We start from the raw sequence: 19,427 nt of genomic DNA on the forward strand, positions 1-19,427 counted from the left end.
GACCGGTGTGTGTGCCGGCCGCGTGACGTGAGGGCTGAAAGATCGTGGCGAATCCAACCTTCACAATGATCGGCACCAACAGCTTCGGCCTTTCCGACACCGGAAGCGAGGCCGCCCCGGTGCTGGCGGATCTGGATGGTGATAACGATCTTGACCTTCTGGTCGGCAACGCGGACGGAAACACGCTCTTCTTCCGGAATACCGGAACGACACTGTCGCCGACTTTCACGCTGGACAGCACCAATCCGTTCGGCATCACCAACGTCAGCGCGGGCGGCGCGCTCCCCGGTCTGGTGGACATCGACGGCGACGGCGATCTCGACCTGTTCATCGGCAACCATGCCGGCAGCACGCTGTTCTTCCGCAACAACGGGACCTCAGCGCAGGCGCCGACCTTCTCGCTGGAGGGCACCAATCCATTCGGCATCCAGAACGCCGGCAGCTACGGGGCGCCGAGCTTCGCCGATCTGGACGGCGATGACGATCTTGATCTTCTGATCGGCAGTGCGGACGGGAATATTTTCTTTTACCGCAACAGCGGCTCGACGCTGTTGCCGACCTTCACGCTGGCAGGAACCAATCCCTTCAGCCTCCCCCGCGACCTTGACGGCTACGCGTCGCCCGCTCTGGCGGACATCAACGGGGACGGCCTCGTCGATCTCATTACCAAGAGCACCGTCTATGTCAACGTCGGCACGGCGGCGGCGCCGACCTTTTCGCTGTTCGCCACCAATCCCTATGGCAATCCCGGACCCGGTGCCTACCCGCGGCCCGCCCTGGGCGATCTCGACGGCGACGGCGACCGCGATCTGGTGATCGGCGTCGACGGGGGCAGCCTGGAGTATTTCCGCAACGTCGCCCCGGTGACCGTGACCCTCGGCAACGGCGGCAACACGATCGCGCTGTCGCAGATCAACACTTTGACCGGCGGCACGGGTACCGACGTGGTCTCGCTGGTAGAAATCGGTGCGACCTACCTGGTCACCGGGATCGAGACGCTGACCGGCAGCACCGCCACCGACGCGGTGACGCTGGGCGGCGGCGGCAACACGCTGCTGGTGAGCCGGGTCGAGACGCTGGCCGGCGGCTCCGGCACCGACGTGGTGACGCTGGGCTCCTTCGGGAACACGATGCTGGTGAGCGGCGTCGAGACGCTGACCGGCGGCATCGGCACCGATGTGGCGATCCTGGGCTCCCTCGGGAACACGCTGCTGGTGGACGGCGTCGAGACGCTGACCGGCGGCCTCGGCATCGACGTGGTGACGCTGGGCAACAGCGCGGGCAACACGCTGACGGTGTTCCGGCTGGAGACGCTGACCGGCGGGGCCGGTACCGACGTGGTGACGTTCGCCAGCGGCGGCAACACGCTGCTGGCGGAGGGCATCGAAACGCTGACCGGCGCCGTCGGTGTCGATTCGGTGACGCTGGGCAACGGCGGCAACACGGTGACGGTCCGCTTGCTGGAGAGCCTCATCGGCGGCTCCGGCACCGACATCGTGACGCTGGGCACCGGCGGCAACGCGCTGACGGTCCGGCTCATGGAGAGCATCATCGGCGGCTCCGGGTCCGACACCGTGACGCTGGGCACCGGCGGCAACACGGTGTGGGTGAGCGGCGTCGAGACGCTGCTGGGTGGTTCCGGGGCCGACACCGCGACGCTGGACAGCAATGGCAACACGCTGACGACCCGGCTTGTGGAGACGCTGTTCGGCGGCTCCGGGTCCGACACCGTGACGCTGGGCACCGGCGGCAACACGCTGTGGGTGAGCGGCGTCGAGACGCTGCTGGGTGGTTCCGGGGCCGACACCGCGACGCTCGCCAGCGGCGGCAACACGGTGACGGTCCGCTTGCTGGAGAGCCTCATCGGCGGCTCCGGCACCGACATCGTGTTGCTCGGCACCGGCGGCAACACGCTGAGGGTGAGCGGCATCGAGACGCTGACTGGCGGTTCCGGCACCGACGTGGTGACGCTGCTCACCGGCGGGAACACGTTGACGGTGTCGCTGCTGGAGTCGCTGCTCGGCGCCATCGGCACCGACGTGGTGACGCTGGGCAGCGCCGGCAACACCATGCTGGTGTCCGCTCTGGAAACGCTGACCGGCGGTTCCGGCCTCGACGTGGTGACGGTCTCCGCCAGCGGACTGACCGCGCTGGTCACCGGCATCGAGACGTTGAACGGCAACAGCGGTAGGGACGCCGTGACGCTCGGCGACAGCGCGGGCACCACCATCCAGGTGTCGCGGCTGGAGACGCTGACCGGCAGCGTCGGCACCGATGTGGTGACGTTTGGCGGAACCTTCGGCAACACCTTGATGGTCAGCGGCATCGAGACGCTGACCGGCGGCACCGCGACCGACGTTGTGACGCTGGGCAGCGACGGCAACACCATCGAGGTGTCGGAGGTCGAGACGCTGTTTGGCGGCTCCGGCACAGATGTCGTGACGCTGGGCGGCGGCGGCAACACGCTGCTGGTCAGGCTGCTGGAGACGCTGACCGGCGGTTCCGGCACCGACGTGGTGACGTTCGGCACCGGCGGCAACGTGATGACGGCGAGCGGTGTCGAAACGATCAAGGGCGGCAGCGGCCTCGACATCGTGACGCTCGGCGACAGTGCCGGCAACACGCTCACAGTGTGGCGGATCGAGACGCTGATCGGCACGTCCGGCACCGACGCGGTGACGCTGGGCAGCGCCGGCAACACGCTGCTGGTGGATGGTGTCGAGACGGTGAGCGGCGGCATCGGCACCGACTTGGTGGAACTGGGCAGCGCCGGCAACACGCTGCTGGTGAGCGGCGTCGAGACGCTGACCGGCGGCACCGGCACCGACGTGGTGACGCTGGGCGGCGGCGGCAACACGCTGCTGGTGAGTGGTGTCGAAACGTTGACCGGCGGTGCCGACACCGACGTGGTCACGCTGGGCAGCGACGGCAACACTCTGGCGGTGACCATGCTGGAGACGCTGATCGGTGGGACCGGTACGGACGTGGTGACTTTCTCCCCGGCCGGCAACCAGGGGACGCTCTTCGTTTCCGGTGTTGAGACCGTCTACACACCGTTCCAAACTTTGACGCTCAACGGTATCGACACACTGATCGTGCTGCCGGCCAGCCCGACAGTCCCGGTGCTCAACCCGGCGTCGGATAGCGGAGTGGTCGGTGACGCCTTGACGAACGCGTCGCAGCCCACGTTGACGGGGACGGCCGACGCCGACAGTGTCGTGCATTTGTACGGAAACGGTGTTGAGATCGGGACAGGAACGGCCGACAGCTCCGGTGCTTGGACGGTGATCCCTGGCACGGCGCTTGCTGACGGAATCTGGACGTTGACGGCCAGGGGGACCCTATCCGGCATCGTGGGCGGGGTGTCGGGGCCTCTCCTGGTGACCATCGACACCGGCGCCTCATCGCCAACCGCTTTGGCACTGGCGGCTTCGTCGAACAGCGGGTCCACGGCGGACACGCTGACGAACGTGACGGCGCCGGTGATCACCGGCAGCGTGGCCGAGGCTGGCGTTGTGGTGCTGTACGAGGGCAGCACCGCTCTTGGTACGGTGACCGCTGCGGCGGCAGGGGCGTGGAGCATCACCGCAGCCTCGCTGAGCGACGGTGCGCACACGCTGACCGCGACGGTGACCGATGCGGCGGGCAACAGCTCCTCGGCATCCGCGGCGCTGACCGTGACCATCGACACCGGCGCCTCATCGCCAACCGCTTTGGCACTGGCGGCTTCGTCGAACAGCGGGTCGACCTCCGACACGCTGACCAACGTGGCAGCACCGGTGATCACCGGCAGCGTGGCCGAGGCTGGCGTTGTGGTGCTGTACGAGGGCAGCACCGCTCTTGGCACCGTGACCGCTGCGGCGGCAGGGGCGTGGAGCATCACCGCAGCCTCGCTGAGCGACGGTGCGCACACGCTGACCGCGACGGTGACCGATGCGGCGGGCAACAGCTCCTCGGCATCCGCGGCGCTGACCGTGACCATCGACACCGGCGCCTCATCGCCAACCGCTTTGGCACTGGCGGCTTCGTCGAACAGCGGGTCGACCTCCGACACGCTGACCAACGTGGCAGCACCGGTGATCACCGGCAGCGTGGCCGAGGCTGGCGTTGTGGTGCTGTACGAGGGCAGCACCGCTCTTGGCACCGTGACCGCTGCGGCGGCAGGGGCGTGGAGCATCACCGCAGCCTCGCTGAGCGACGGTGCGCACACGCTGACCGCGACGGTGACCGATGCGGCGGGCAACAGCTCCTCGGCATCCGCGGCGCTGACCGTGACCATCGACACCGGCGCCTCATCGCCAACCGCTTTGGCACTGGCGGCTTCGTCGAACAGCGGGTCGACCTCCGACACGCTGACCAACGTGGCAGCACCGGTGATCACCGGCAGCGTGGCCGAGGCTGGCGTTGTGGTGCTGTACGAGGGCAGCACCGCTCTTGGCACCGTGACCGCTGCGGCGGCAGGGGCGTGGAGCATCACCGCAGCCTCGCTGAGCGACGGTGCGCACACGCTGACCGCGACGGTGACCGACGCGGCGGGCAACAGCTCCTCGGCATCCGCGGCGCTGACCGTGACCATCGACACCGGCGCCTCATCGCCAACCGCTTTGGCGCTTGCCGTGGGTTCGAACAGCGGGTTGACCTCCGACACGCTGACGAACGTGACGGCGCCGGTGATCACCGGCAGCGTGGCCGAGGCTGGCGTTGTGGTGCTGTACGAGGGCAGCACCGCTCTTGGTACGGTGACCGCTGCGGCGGCAGGGGCGTGGAGCATCACCGCAGCCTCGCTGAGCGACGGTGCGCACACGCTGACCGCGACGGTGACCGACGCGACGGGCAACAGCTCCTCGGCATCCGCGGCGCTGACCGTGACCATCGACACCGGAGCAAGTGCTCCGACGGGTCTTGCTTTGGCTGCGGCATCCAACAGCGGGTCCACGGTGGACACGCTGACCAACGTGACGGCACCGGTGATCACCGGCAGCGTGGCCGAAGCCGGCGTCGTAGTGCTGTACGAGGGCAGCACCGCTCTTGGCACCGTGACCGCTGCGGCGGCAGGGGCGTGGAGCATCACCGCAGCCTCGCTGAGCGACGGTGCGCACACGCTGACCGCGACGGTGACCGATGCGGCGGGCAACAGCTCCTCGGCATCCGCGGCGCTGACCGTGACCATCGACACCGGCGCCTCATCGCCAACCGCTTTGGCGCTTGCCGTGGGTTCGAACAGCGGGTCGACCTCCGACACGCTGACCAACGTGGCAGCACCGGTGATCACCGGCAGCGTGGCCGAGGCTGGCGTTGTGGTGCTGTACGAGGGCAGCACCGCTCTTGGTACGGTGACCGCTGCGGCGGCAGGGGCGTGGAGCATCACCGCAGCCTCGCTGAGCGACGGTGCGCACACGCTGACCGCGACGGTGACCGATGCGGCGGGCAACAGCTCCTCGGCATCCGCGGCGCTGACCGTGACCATCGACACCGGCGCCTCATCGCCAACCGCTTTGGCGCTTGCCGTGGGTTCGAACAGCGGGTTGACCTCCGACACGCTGACGAACGTGACGGCGCCGGTGATCACCGGCAGCGTGGCCGAGGCTGGCGTTGTGGTGCTGTACGAGGGCAGCACCGCTCTTGGTACGGTGACCGCTGCGGCGGCAGGGGCGTGGAGCATCACCGCAGCCTCGCTGAGCGACGGTGCGCACACGCTGACCGCGACGGTGACCGACGCGGCAGGCAACAGCTCCTCGGCATCCGCGGCGCTGACCGTGACCATCGACACCGGAACACCGTCCGTTGCTATCGCGCTGAGCAGGGCGACACTTGGGGTGGGGGAGACGGCAACCGTCACCTTTACGTTCAGTGAGGCGCCGGTTGGATTCTCGCTCTCGGCCGTCACAGCACAGAATGGGACGCTTTCAGACCTGTCCGTTCTGCCTGGAAGCGACGGATTGGTGTACACAGCCACCCTAACCCCAAGCGTGGAAATCAACACTTCCGACAGCCGGATCACCGTTGCTGCGGGATGGAGCGACACCGCTGGAAACACTCCAACGGCAGTGGCAACGTCGGCCGGCTATGCCATCGACACCCGGAGCCCGCCCGTCAACACGGCCCCCGTCATCGGCGGCGCGGCAGCCGGTCAAGCGGTCAACGACACCGCCAGCAGCCAGCCCTTCGCCACCCTGACCGTGTCCGACAGCCAGACCACCCAGACGCAGACGGTTGTCGTGACGGTCCGGAATTCGAGTGGCACCGTCGGCGATGCCACCGGCGTCTTCAGCACCCCCAGCCTCATCGCCAGTGGTTTTGCCAAATCGGCCACCGGCACCTACACTCTGACCGCCAGTTCCGCGGCGGCGGCCCAGGCCGCCCTGCGGCTGCTCGACTTCCAGCCAGCGGCCAACCGGGCCGCTCCGGGCACCCAGGAGACCACGGCCTTCACCGTGACAGTAACCGACGCGGACGGCGCATCGGCGACGAACACAACGACCAGCGTCAATGTCCTGTCGATCAACGACGCTCCGGTGCTGGGCCAGGCGCTCGGCACCAGCAATGTGGACCAGGGACAGGCCTTTTCCTACACGATCCCTGCGGAAGCCTTCACCGACACGGACACCGGCGACAGCCTGACCTTCAGCGCGACCAGCGGCGACGGCTCGGCGCTGCCCGCCTGGCTCAGCTTCGATGCGGCCACCGGGCGCCTGTCCGGTACGCCGGGCAACGCCGACGTCGGCACCCGGACGGTGCGCGTCACCGCGACCGATTCCTCCGGCGCGACGGTCTCGGACCTGCTGACCATCGAGGTCGCCAACGTCAACGACGGGCCGGTCGCGGCGAACGATGCGGGAGACACAGACCGGCTCACCCCGGTCACGGTGGTTGCGGCAAGCGGCGTCCTCGCCAACGACACGGACCCCGATGTCGGCGACAGGCTGGCCGTCAGCGCGGTGAACGGCGACGCCACCAATGTTGGCCGGGCCATCACATTGGCCGGTGGCGGCCGGCTGACGCTGAACGCCGACGGCGGCTACAGCTTCGACCCGGCGGGAGGCTACGGCACGCTGCTGTTTGGCCAGACCCGGCAGGAGACGGTCAGCTACACCGTCACCGACCGGGCCGGTGCGACCTCAACCGCGACGCTCACCATCACGGTCCGGGGCGTCAACACCGCTCCGGCGGTGCAGGTGGCCAAGCACGTCGCGATCGACCAGAATTCCAGCCGCGTCGGCCTGTCGATCGACAAGCCGGTCGATCCGGAAGGAGATCCGCTGACCATCACGGTGACCGGTCTGCCAACGGTCGGGACGCTCCAGCGGTACGACGGCACGGCGCTCGCCGTCGGCGACACCTTGACGCCGGACCAGCTCGCCGCGGTGATCTACACACCGCCCTTCGGCGCCACCGGGGCCGCGGGGTCCTTCAGCTACGCCGTTTCGGACGGGACCCATCTGGTCGGCCGTGCGGTGACGATCAGCCTGACGCCGGTGCAATGGCTGAGCCTCACCCCGTCCAGCCTGTCGATCGCGGAGGGGAACAGCGGCTTTGCCAACCTGACCTACACGATCACCCGGCGCGGCGACACCTCGGGCGCCACCACGGTCAAATGGCAGGTCGACACGAACGGCTTGAGCGGCAGCATCGCCGACGCGGCCGATTTCGGCGGCACGCTGCCCAGCGGCAACGTCACCTTCGCGGCCGGGGAGACCAGCAAGACCATCACCGTTCCGATCAGCGGCGACCGGCAGGTCGAGGGGAATGAGCAGTTCCGGGTCCTGCTCTTCTCCCCATCGACCACGGTGGCCGACGCCAAGATCACGGTGGAGACCGCGACGGCGACCGGCACCATCCTCAACGACGACCGTGCCGCCACGATCACCGCGGTGACCGGCCCGACCGCCGGCCGCTACTTGGCGGCGCGCGGCGACACGCTGGACTTCACCGTCGCCTTCAGCGACGCGGTCAGCGTCTCCGGCACCGGCGTGCCTCGGCTGGCGCTGACCATCGGGACCCAGACCCGCTACGCCACCTTCCTGCGCGTGGAGTCCGGCAAACTGGTGTTCCGCTATGCCGTCGGCGCGGGCGATCTGGACAACGACGGCATCGTGGTCGCGGGGACCATCGACCCGAACGGCGCGCAGATCCGCGACAGCGTCGGCAACACCGTCACCAACCTCGGTTTCGGCGCCGCCGCGCCGGTCACCAGCCATGTGCTGGTCAACGTCCGCGGCGGCCACGCCATCGACGGCTACATCGCCGGCGCCACGGTGTTCGCCGACGCCAATGCCAACGGCCAGCTTGACGACGGCGAGGCGTTCGGGACCACCAACGCGGTGGGGAACTGGTCGATCCCCGGCGGGGCCGGACCCATCGTCATGATCGGGGGCACCGACATCTCGACCAATCTGCCCTTCACCGGCGTCTACGAGGCTCCAAGTTCCGCGTCCGTCATCACACCGCTGACCACCATCATCATGGGCATGGCGGGGCTCGCCGGAACAGACAGCGAGATCGCCGCTGCGGCGACCGAACTGAAGGGCAAGCTCGGCCTCGACGCCAGCCTCGACCTGCTCACCTACGACCCCATCGTCGCGGTGACCACGGCCGGGGCGGGCGCCGCGGCCATCGCGACGGCACTGAAGACGCAATCCGCCGCCGCCAGCGTCGCCAACGTGATCGTCCAGGGCAGCGCCGTGCTCGCCGGCGTGGTGATCGGCACGCCGCGGGCCAGCGGCGTGATCGGGCGGGCGCTGGTGGGTGCCATCGCCGACGCGGTCAAGGCCGTCCCGGCCGGCGGCACGATCGACCTCGCCGATCCGGTGGTCATCGCCGCCATCCTGGCCGCTGCCGGTGCGCGGATCGGGGCTGTGGACAGCGCGAAGCTGACCATGGTGACGGGCGGTGCTGCCAACGTCATCGCTGCATCGAACGGCGCGGTGATCACCGCCGGCACGACCAACAGCGGCGGCATCGACGGGCTGACCCAGATGGCCCAGGCGCAAGTGGTGGCGCAGGGCACGGCGGCGGACGAACTGCGCAGCGGCACCGCCGCGGGCGATGTGTCGGGGGCCGTCACCGCCTTCACCGGCACGAACCTCCAGCAGCAGATCAGCGCGGCCCAGGTTGCCGTGGTCATCCCGTCGCGTCTCGTCATCGCGGCGACCGACGCCGACAAGCGCGAGGGGGACGGCACCAACCCGGGGGGCACCACCGCCTTCACCTTCACCGTCACCCGCGCCGGCAACACGGGGGGCGCCCTGACGGTGGCTTGGACGGTGGCGGCCGGTGACGGGGCGGGAGGCGCCACGCTCGACGCCGCCGATTTCGGCGGGAGCCTGCCGTCGGGCACCGTCTCCTTCGCCGACGGTGAGGCGACGAAGACCATCACCATCCTGGTGTCGGGCGATACGGACATCGAGCCGGACGAGACCTTCACCGTCACCCTGTCCAGTCCGTCCGTCACGGCGACGGCGATCGAGACGGCGTCGGCGTCGGGGACCATTCGCAACGAGGACCCGATCGATCCGCAATTGACCCTGCCGCCCGCAAGGACGGTGGTGGCGGGGACGGCCACGGCCATCGCCGGTTTGTCGATTATGGATGGCGACAGCGCCACCGTGACGGTGATCCTGACGCCCGGCAACGGCAGCCTCGGCCTCGCCGGCCCCGCATCGGTCAGCACGGCCGGTGACGGCACCCTGACGCTCACCGGCAGCGTGGCCGACGTCAACACGACTCTCGCCTCGCTGGTCTTCACCGGGGCCGGCGGACAGACGGCAGGCAGCATCGCGGTGACGGTGGCCGACGGCGATGCCTCGACGCCGGACGCCTCGGGCACGCTCGCCATCGCCATCCAGTCGCCGCCCGCCAACGTTCTGCCGAGCAGCCCGACCCTGGTCGCCGGCCGCTCGACCGAGGTGCTGGGGCTGGAGGTCACGGACATCGACGGCGGCACCATGACCGTCGTGCTGACGCCGACCAACGGCGCCATCACCCTGCCGCTCTACGGTTCGGCCACGACGAGCGACCTCGGCAACGGCAAGGTCCGGCTCACCGGTTCGCTGGAGGACGTGAACCGCACGCTGCAGCAGCTCGAATTCATCGCGTCGCGCAGCGTCACCAGCGCGTCGATCCGGTTCGAATCTTCCGACGACCAGCCGCTGACCCCCGACTCCGACAGCCTGCTGGTCATCGGCGTGCTGTCCTCGCCCGAGCACACGGCGCCCACCGCCCTGTCGGTGATTTCCGGCGTGGCGACGGCGGTGACCGGCCTGTCGGTCAGCGACTATGACAGCCCGACGCTGCAGGTGACGCTGACCCCGACCAACGGCGCGCTGGCTCTGACGGCGCAGGGCGGGGTGACCCTGACCCAGCCGTCCGCGGGCGTCTGGCGCCTGCTTGGCACCCAGGCCGACATCACGGCCACGCTGGCCACCGTGACCTTCACCGGAACGGCGGGCCAGACCTCCGGCACGATCCGGGTGACGACCAGCGACCTCGGCACACTGACGACCGACGCCGAGGCGACCATCGCGGTGACCATCGCCGATCCGGCGACCCTGGTCGCTCCGACGCTCACCCTGCCGCAGCCGATCACCCTGGAACAGGGCCTCGCCACGGCTCTGGCGGGCATCCAGATCGCCGATCCGGACAGCCCGTCGATCACGGTGACCCTGACGCCGTCCCAGGCGACTTTGGGGGCCACAGCGGCGGGGCAGGCGAGCGTAACGACGGCGGGCGACGGAACGATGACCATCAGCGGGTCGGTCGCCGACGTGAACGCGACCCTGGCCGCCCTGCGGATCACTGGCGGCACCGCCGCCACGGCGACGGTCGCGGTGACCGTGAGCGACGGCCTCACCACGCCGGCCACCGGCACGCTGACCCTGCCGATGGTGGACACCACCCCGCCGGGCAGCCCGACGATCACCGCCGTGAGCACCGACTCCGCCGGCACGCTGCCGGTGACGGTCACCAACACCAACCGCAACCGGCTCTTCGTCCGCGGCACGGCGGAAGCCGACAGCCGGGTCGTCCTGTCCGACGGCGGGACGGAGGTGGCGACGGTCACCGCCGACGCGCAAGGCGCCTGGGTCGCCGATCTCAGCGCGGCGCCGCTCCTGGACGGCACCCACGCCTTCACCGCCCGGGCGACCGACGCGGCGGGCAACAGCGGTCCGGCGTCCGGCGCCCTGTCGGTCGTCATCGACACCGTCGCCCCGACGACGCCGTCGGTGGCCTTCAACGACGCGTCCATCGACCAGGCCAAGCAGAGCAACGTCGGATTTGCCCTCTCCGGCGGCGAGGCCGGGGCGACCTATCGCTGGACGCTGTCCTCCTCGGGCGGTGGCGGTCCGCTGACGGGCGCCGGAACGCTCGCTGGTGCGGGCGGCACGGTCGGCGGGATCGACGTGTCCGGCCTGCTCGACGGCACGCTGTCCCTCTCGGTCACGCTGACCGACGCGGCGGGCAACGTCTCGGCGGCCGGGACGGCGACCGCGGCGAAGGCGGCGGGAGCGGTGGTGGACGGCACGCAGGTCCAGACGCTCGCGTCGCAGTCCAACGGACGGGCCGTCAGCACCGTGGTGATCCAGGCGCCCGCTGCCGGCCGCACGGAGGATCCCAGCAGCCCGAACGCCGGGCTGGCCGACGTGCCGCTGGTCCGGGAGACGGTGACCGATCCGTCAACCGGGCAGCCGACGCTGGCGACCACGTTGCAGATCGGGTTGCCGACCGGAGTGGGCGTCGCGGCGAGCGGCCCGATAGCCCGCGAGGGGGTGAGCCTCGCACAGGCCGACCTGATCCAGGCGATCGAGACGCGCACGACGGCGGGGTCAGTCTCGCGGTCCGACCTGTCCAGCGGCGGCGTCCGCTTCCTGAGTACGCTGCCGCAGCAGACGTCCTTGCTGCTGCGCACGCTTGCCTTCACCGCGCCCGGCGCGCCAGGGGCGGCGGTCCGGGTCACCGGCGCCATGCCGGGCTCCACCATGCCGACGGCTCTGGTCATCGACACCACCGGGGTCTCAGGGCCGCTGACCATCCAGCTCGACACCGTGTCGTTCGCCGCGGTGATCGGGTCGGCGACGTTGACCGGCGGCGAGGGCAATCAGGTGGTGTATGGCGACGCCGGCAGCCAGTCGATCATCCTCGGCCCCGGCGACGATGTCCTGTCGGGCGGCGGCGGCAACGACACGGTGGCCAGCACGCTCGGCAACGACACGCTGTATGGCGACGGCGGCGACGACCTGATGCACGGGGGCGACGGCGACGACCTGATGGATGCCGGCGCCGACAACGACACGATGGGCGGCGGGGCCGGCAACGACACGATGGGCGGCGGAGCCGGCAACGACATCCTGATCGGGGAAGGCGGCAGCGACGCTCTGTTCGGCGGCACGGGCAACGACACCCTCTTCGGCGGCGACGGAGACGACACGCTGTTCGGCGAGGACGGCAACGACATCCTGTCGTTGGGAATGGGCAACGACATCGCCAGCGGTGGCGATGGGGGCGACACGCTGTTCGGCGAGGACGGCAACGACACCCTCTTCGGCGGGGCCGGCAACGACATCCTGTCGCTGGGGATGGGCAACGACCTGACCGATGGCGGGGCGGGCAGCGACACGCTGTTCGGCGAGGATGGCAACGACACGCTGTTCGGCGGCGCCGGCGACGATGTGCTGGTTGGCGGGGCGGGCAACGACGTGCTGTTCTCCGATGGCGGTGCGGACACGCTGTGGGGTGGTGCCGGGGCGGACGTCTTCGCCCTTGGTGGTGCATCCGGCGGATCGATGATGATGGATTTCACTGCGGGCACCGATCGGCTGGCGCTTTTCGACTCCTCGCTCGATCTCAAAAGCGTGATCGCGTCGGCGAGGGTGGTGAACGGCAACACCGTGCTCGATCTGCGGCCGGGGGTGAGCGTCACCATCGTCGGGCAGACCGGTGATGCCGCCCGCTGGTTCACCTGACGGGAGGGGGGCGCCGTGCGTCCCCTCCTTCCGCGCTGTTGGCCGCGGAATGGGTGGTGTTATCGTCGGGTATGGCTGCGCGTGTGCTGAGGCTTTTTCCGGGACCGCCCGAAGAGGTGGCGTTGGCGGGGCTGTATGTGGCCGATGCGCTGCACAGCTTGGGCAGCGCATCGGCGCCGTTCGTCTATGCGAGCTTCGTCGCCAGCCTGGACGGGCGCATCGCGCTGCAGGATGGCGAAGCGAGCCGCCTTCCAGTCGAGATCACCAGCGAGAGTGATTTCCGCCTGTTCCTCGAACTGCAGGCCCAGGCCGATTGCCTCGTCACCCATGGCGGCTATCTGCGCGACCTCGCGGCAGGCCGGTTGGACGACGTGCTGCAGGTCGGGACGCGCGCCATGGACCGCGACCTCGCGCGGTGGAGGCTGGAGAACGGCTTGTCCGCCCAGCCGGCTATCGTGATCGCCAGCGCCAGCCTCGATTTTCCGATTCCGCAGTCGGTCATCCGGGAGAAGCAGCGTGTTCTGATCGCGACCGGTCGGCAGGCCCCGCGCGATCGGGTCGACGCGTTGCGCGCGCGTGGCTTCCCGGTGATCCTAGCTGGAGACGGTGCATCGGTGGAGGGGGCGCCTCTGGTCCGGGAACTCGGCAACCTCGGCTTCCGCAGCGTGTATCTGCTGACCGGCCCCCGCATGCTGTCCACCATGCTGCGGGACGGAATGCTGTCGCGGCTTTATCTCACCATCGCGCACCGCGTGGTGGGAGGGGAGAGCTTTCACACCATGGCGACGGGGCCACGGTTGGAGGGAGCCGGCCGCCTGCGCCTGTCCTCGCTGCATTACGACAGCGCGGCACCGGATGGGGCGGGCCAATGGTTCGCCCGGTTCGAGCCGCTGCGCCCGGCGTGAGGCCGGTTTCCAAACTCAGACCGGTCCGTGAACAGCGGCCTTGTTGAAACGAGCATGCGGGCAGGGGAGACGTGTCTCGCCGCTGCCCGCAGGAAGGTCGGTGGTGGGCATAATGAGGCATACGGCGTCGCCGTTACCACGCCATCAAAGCTGTGCGCAGGCGTAGGCGTTGATTTCGGTGCCGACGGCGATCACGCGGATTTTCGGTTTGCGCCAAGTCTTCATGGTGCGCTCCCTCAGTTTTTGGATGGAAAGGACCATCTGCGGTTTTGGTCCTCTCCAGAAAGCCTACCGGTCCGATCCTGGTGCGGCCATCCTACGAATGGATAGCGGCACGGAAAATACGGATGGATTTTTTGTGGTCAATGAATGCCGAATTTATTTGGCACTGATTGCGATCGGGCGGTCATCCCCGCGGCGACCTCCGAATGCGTGCTTGAGAGCGAATGCCGGATCGTCCCACCATGAGGACGCGCTTCTTCGGACAGACCAGCATGGACCCGACCCGATGATGAGGAATGGTGTTCCGGTTGCGTTGCTCGCGCTTCTGATCGGTTGCGGCACGGCGCGGGCCGAGGACGGTTATCCCACCTACGCCCGCGTCGATTACGTTCTTGGCTGCATGCTGTCCAACGGCCAGGGGCCGGACGTCGTGCGCAAGTGCTCCTGCAGCATCGACGAGATCGCCGCGCATTTCCCCTACGACAGCTACGTGGCGGTGGAAACCGCGCGGGGCATGCAGGAGGCACCGGGCGAGCGCGCCGCGCTGATGCGCGACGTCGGGTGGATCAAGGATCTGCTGAACGAATTCCGGCAAGCCCAGGTCGCCGCCGACCTGAAATGCTTCTGAGCGGTCCGGCGGCGGTGCAGGCGACCTTCACGAACCGGAATTGGCGCGGATCGGCCAGCTCTCCTGGAAAATCCGCCCGTTCGAATCCTCGGCGGTGACATCCAGCGTTCCCTGCTCCTCCGGCACCAGGGAGAAATGGATGCTGGGGTCTTCGCTCAACGAGATGTCCGATTGCACGTCGAGCACCGGCGCCCCGTTGTAGCGGATGGCGACGGTTTTCACGTAGTGGGCGGGGATGAAGTAATAGTTGAGCTGGTCGTACTGCATGCCGGTGTAGTTGGGGTGGCTGATCAGCAGTTGCGCGGTCAGCGGCTTTCCGGCGGCGATGTTGTCGGGCAGGTTCAGCTTCATCTTGCCCATGCGGGCGACGGCGAGCTGGGCGTTCTTCAGTGCCGGAGCGGAGCACCCTCCGGACGCCTTGACGAATTGCGTGGTGCGGAGCAGCCGCCCGTCGCTGGTCTCCGCGACGGCGGTGATGTTGGTGTAGGCGTTCACCCGCAGACGGGTGTCGATCGCCTGCGGGCTGTCGCCATGGGCGAAACGGAAGGTCGCGGCCATCGGCACGGGATTCTCATCGACGATGAGATGGACCGCGGTCACCTGGACGCCGCTTCCCGGCGCCGTCACGATCCGGATGGGCACGACCGCCGCGTCGTTGGCCCGCTTCGGAGCCTCCAGGCTGAGGAGCGGCCCGGCATCCTCGACCGTGCGGCCCGAGAAATACATGTCGCGCAGCATGTCCCAGCGTTCCTCCTGCGGCGAGGCCGCCAGAGCGCCCACGCTGCCCAGGCACAGCCAGGCGGCGCCCGACAGCGTGACGCCCGACAACCTGCGGATGATCCGGTGTGGTGTGGTCATGGTGTCATTCCCATTCCAGTTCGGCGAAGGCCGCCGTCACGTTGCGCGGGTTGTAGGAGTCGAACAGGCGCCAGCGCGGCGCCTCGTCGGCGGCGACCGTTTCGACCGCCTGCTGAATCGTGCCGTGGGCGGCCTGGACCTTGCGGACACCCTCGACGACCCGGCTCAGGTAGCGGCGCAGGTCCCCGGCCGCGTCCGGCCATGGGGCAGAGGGCGGGCCGTGTCCGGGGACGACGCGCGCCGCCGGTTCTGCGGCCAGAGCGTCGAGGGTGCGCAGCCAGCCGAGGACCGAACCGTCGATGGCCGGCGCCCGCTCCACGAACAGCAGGTCCCCGGCCCACAGCGTCTTCGTCTGCCGGTCGAGCACCGTCAGGTCGTTGTCCGTGTGGGCCACCGGCCACGCGACAAGGTCGAGCACGCGCCCGCCCAGATCCAGCTCCAGGCGGTCGGAAACCACGAGGGTCGGCGGGATGATCCGGACCTCCGCGGCGGCGGCGGCACCGACCGCGGCGTCGAACGCCTGCCGGTAATGCTCACTGCGTGCCGCCAGGGCTGCCTGGAGGTTGCCGTGGGCGACGAAATCGGGCCGGTCGGGCAGGAAGGCCACGTTTCCCAGAATATGGTCCGGGTGCATGTGGGTGTTGACGACGTAGCGGATGGGCCGGTCGGTGTGGACGCGGATCGCCTCACGCAAACGATGTCCCACAATTGGTGAGCCACCGCTGTCGATCACGGCGACGGCGTCGTTCCCGACGACGAACCCGCAGTTGGCGATATCCCCGGCGTTGGTCGCGTCGGTTTCCTCGTGGTGGCCGGCGTGCACGAACACACCGGGGGCGACCTCGAACACGGGCAGGGGATCGGCCGTCGCCGGGGCCGCCGCCCCAAACAGCCAGACGGACAGCCAGACGCCGGCCAGCGCCGTGTGAGCGGACGGCCGAAGGGCCGTGTGAGCGGACGGCCGGAGGAACGTGGCCGCAGCAGCCATCGTCCGGTCCTGCATTGTGTTCAATCAGGCAAGTATGAAACCGCCCCGACGGGGGCGGCAACCGGGCAAAGGTGTTTGTGCGGCGCACCGTCGAAGGCCAGCCAGCCGACGCTGACGGCGGGGGCGAACCATCCCGCACGCTCCCGCAAGGCCGGCGCCACCGGCAGATGCGCTTCGAAGTCCCGGTAGACCGCCCCCCGGCGTTCGGCCAGACGCCGCACCAGGAAACGGCCAACCCCGGCGCCGACGAGCGGCGGGGCGTCGGCCATCGAGCCCCGCGACAGCACCTGATCGAGCGCGTCCTCGATCCGGCGGAACTGGCGTTCCGCGAGATGGCCGGCAAGGCGGCGGGCCTTCGGCAAGCCGTCCGGCTCCAGATCGTCGCCGACCATCCGCAGCAGGCGCCGCGCGCTGGCCGTGATGCCGTGGTCGCGCCCGTCCGCCGTCGGGTGTTGGTCGGCGCCCTCCGGCAGCGTTCCGGTCAGGCGGTGAACGTCGGCCATGGTCGCGAACAGCTCCGCCATCAGCGTGCGCCGGCCCCCGCCATAGGGAACGGCCCGGGCGACCGCCATGACCGGTGTGCGCACGACGCCCGTGTAGACCAGTTCGCCGCTGTCCAGCCGCTCGGCATCGGAATAGCCGGCATGGAGAGGACCGCCGCTGACGAGCGGGACGATGTCGGTCGTGGTGCTTCCGACATCCAGCAGGACGCCGTCTCCGCCCGCCGCGGCCACCAATGCGGTGGCGTACCAGTTGGCAGAGGCCACCGCCTCCGCGCAGTCGGGCACGGCGTCGACCGGCACCAACCCGCGGGGGCCGGCGAAGACGCTGAGCGTCGCGGCGGGCAGGGTGGACCGCATCGTGGCGGCGATGCGGCGCACGCCGTCCGCGCGGTCGTCGAACAGGTCGGCCAATTCCCCGGTCATCGTCGCAGCGACGTGGCATGGCTTGCCCCAGCGGGCGATCACCGCCGCGACGGCCTGCTCCAAGCGGTCGAGGCCCAGCCAGAGCGGGCAGGGCCACTGGTCGAGGTCGCGGAGCATCCCCGTTTCGTCGAACAGGGCGGCCTTCAGATGCGCTCCGCCGATATCCAATCCGATCAACGCGCCGCCACCCATGGCTCACCCCTCAAGCGTCAGAAGGACCGGTTCGATGCGCGTCACCGGCGGCGGCGGAACCGGCGGGTCGCGCGCCAGATCAAGCACCGCGGCGGCGGCGTTCAGCCCCGTCGCGCGCCGCAACCCCACCGAGGAGGTGGTCAGGCGCGGGTTGACCTCGATGATCGTCGGCCCGTCGGGACCGACGATGACATCGACGCCCACGGAGCCGAACAGGCCGGGCAGTGCCGCCGCAACGCCCTGCGCGAGATCGGTAAGGGCGGGGGTCAGCTTCATCCCGCCGATGGTGCCACCGCCGTAGGAGAAGCGTCCGCCGGACAGCGAAACGGTCTGGCGATTGGTGGTCAGCGGCCACGCTCGTCCATCACGGCAGAGCATCGACAGGCTGGCCGGCGTGCCGGGCTGGAAGGGCTGCACCACGAAGCCGCTCCGGTCCGCCTCGGCCAGCCAGCCCTTCCAGTCGGCATGGTCGCGGATCAGCCGGGTGTCGACGCATCCGGCCCCGTCGTCGGGCTTGACGACCCATGGCCCGTTCCCCGGCGGCCCGTCCGCAGCGACGGTACCGACGCGCCAGACCGGGACGACGGGCAGCCCGGCCGCCGACAGCACGGTCGCGGTCGTCGCTTTGCTGGACGCGACGGCCACCGCGTCGGCGCTGCTGTTGAGCAGGCGGCGCCCGCTGGCCTCGACCATGCGGCTGAAGCGCTCCAGCGCGCCGTCGGTTTCCGGGGCGATCGGCCAGACGCCGTTCGCCTGCCGGGCGAGGTCCTCCCAAAGCGACCAGGACTCACGCGGGTCGGTGGTGGTTATGCTGCGCACGGGCGCCGCGAGCGGCGGAAGGCGGGCGTCGCGGGTGACGGTCACCGCCACCCCCGGCACTTCCAGCAGGTCGGCCAGCAGGGCGTGGAGCATCAGGTCGCCCTCGCGGGCGAGGCTGGCGGGGATGGCGGCGTCCGAGGGCATGCCGCCGCCGGTCACGAACTCACAGACCAAGATGCGCATGAGCTCCGCCATCATGCAGCCGAGGGAGGGCGAGATGTTCCACGTCGTTCCGGTGATCGACTTGAGGGAAGGCGGCGTGGTGCACGCCCGCCGCGGGGACCGGGGCCGCTACCCGTCCCTGCGCTCCTCGCTGTGCGCCGGCAACGACCCGGTGGCGGTGGTCGGTGGTCTGCTGCGTCTGCATCCCTTCCGCGTCGTCTACGCCGCCGACCTCGACGCCATCCAGGGCACCGGCGGCAACCGCTTGGCGCTGGCGCGGCTGAAAGCGGCCTTCCCGGACGTCGGGTTCTGGGTCGATGCCGGGTTCCGCACCGCCGATGAGGTGCGGGGCTTCGTTGCGTCGGGGCTCGGTGACGCGGTGCTCGGCAGCGAGAGCCTGGACGGCCTCGCGCCGCTCGCCGCGCTGAAGGCCGATCCGGTTTGGGACCGGGTAATCCTCTCGCTCGACTTCCGCGACCGCTTCGTCGGGCCGCCCGGCCTGCTGGAGAGTCCCGACCTGTGGCCGCAGAGGATCATCGTCATGACCCTGGCCCGTGTCGGTTCGGGGGAGGGGCCGGACTGGGGCCGACTCGCGGAGATCGGCCGGACCAAGCCGCAGGCCAGCCTGTTCGCCGCCGGCGGTGTGCGCAATGGCGACGACCTCCGGGACCTCGCGGGGCGCGGCAGCGCCGGCGCCCTGGTGGCGACGGCGCTGCACGACGGGCGCCTCGGCGGCACGGAGCTGGATGCCCTGAACCGGTAAGCCGG

At 69.7% G+C, this 19,427-nt stretch carries 9 protein-coding genes; 4 read left to right on the top strand and 5 right to left on the bottom strand.

The window, feature by feature from the left end:
* Positions 1 to 44 precede the first annotated feature (44 nt).
* Together H1Q64_RS27235 and H1Q64_RS27240 are read left to right on the top strand one after the other, a co-directional pair.
* Positions 45 to 12,959 carry an Ig-like domain-containing protein gene (locus tag H1Q64_RS27235; RefSeq protein ID WP_237907548.1) on the top strand — a complete coding sequence of 4,305 codons (12,915 nt, stop codon included), beginning with the start codon at positions 45 to 47 and terminating at the stop codon, positions 12,957 to 12,959.
* 116 nt (positions 12,960 to 13,075) lie between these two features.
* Positions 13,076 to 13,864: a RibD family protein gene (locus H1Q64_RS27240; RefSeq protein ID WP_237907709.1), complete on the top strand. Its 789-nt coding sequence runs from the start codon at positions 13,076 to 13,078 to the stop codon at positions 13,862 to 13,864.
* A gap of 144 nt (positions 13,865 to 14,008) precedes the next feature.
* Here the strand turns inward: H1Q64_RS27240 and pqqA are convergent, their stop codons facing one another.
* Positions 14,009 to 14,125 carry a pyrroloquinoline quinone precursor peptide PqqA gene (gene pqqA, locus H1Q64_RS27245; protein WP_237907549.1) on the bottom strand — a complete coding sequence of 39 codons (117 nt, stop codon included), beginning with the start codon at positions 14,123 to 14,125 and terminating at the stop codon, positions 14,009 to 14,011.
* A gap of 247 nt (positions 14,126 to 14,372) precedes the next feature.
* Between pqqA and H1Q64_RS27250 the strand changes: the two genes are divergently transcribed.
* Positions 14,373 to 14,714 carry a hypothetical protein gene (locus H1Q64_RS27250; RefSeq protein WP_237907550.1) on the top strand — a complete coding sequence of 114 codons (342 nt, stop codon included), beginning with the start codon at positions 14,373 to 14,375 and terminating at the stop codon, positions 14,712 to 14,714.
* Between the two features lie 27 nt (positions 14,715 to 14,741).
* Here H1Q64_RS27250 and H1Q64_RS27255 read toward each other — a convergent pair whose 3' ends face one another.
* From H1Q64_RS27255 to H1Q64_RS27270, 4 genes are read right to left on the bottom strand one after another with little or no spacing between them, the layout of a single operon-like run.
* Entirely contained in the window at positions 14,742 to 15,572 is an 831-nt protein-coding gene (locus tag H1Q64_RS27255; protein WP_237907551.1) for a quinoprotein dehydrogenase-associated SoxYZ-like carrier, read from the bottom strand.
* 4 nt (positions 15,573 to 15,576) lie between these two features.
* A complete protein-coding gene (locus tag H1Q64_RS27260) occupies positions 15,577 to 16,560 on the bottom strand; it encodes a quinoprotein relay system zinc metallohydrolase 2 (protein WP_237907552.1) in 984 nt (327 codons plus the stop codon).
* Between the two features lie 20 nt (positions 16,561 to 16,580).
* A complete protein-coding gene (locus tag H1Q64_RS27265; protein ID WP_237907553.1) occupies positions 16,581 to 17,663 on the bottom strand; it encodes a hydantoinase/oxoprolinase family protein in 1,083 nt (360 codons plus the stop codon).
* 18 nt (positions 17,664 to 17,681) lie between these two features.
* Positions 17,682 to 18,680 (bottom strand): ATP-grasp domain-containing protein, encoded by a 999-nt coding sequence (locus H1Q64_RS27270; protein ID WP_237907554.1) that lies wholly within the window; start codon positions 18,678 to 18,680, stop codon positions 17,682 to 17,684.
* On the opposite strand from H1Q64_RS27270, the gene H1Q64_RS27275 reads away from it, so the two are divergent.
* Positions 18,679 to 19,422 (top strand): HisA/HisF-related TIM barrel protein, encoded by a 744-nt coding sequence (locus H1Q64_RS27275; protein WP_237907555.1) that lies wholly within the window; start codon positions 18,679 to 18,681, stop codon positions 19,420 to 19,422. The two genes, H1Q64_RS27270 and H1Q64_RS27275, sit on opposite strands and share 2 nt — an antisense overlap.
* Positions 19,423 to 19,427 lie beyond the last annotated feature (5 nt).

The organism is Azospirillum brasilense, from assembly GCF_022023855.1.
Taxonomy (GTDB): domain Bacteria; phylum Pseudomonadota; class Alphaproteobacteria; order Azospirillales; family Azospirillaceae; genus Azospirillum; species Azospirillum brasilense_F.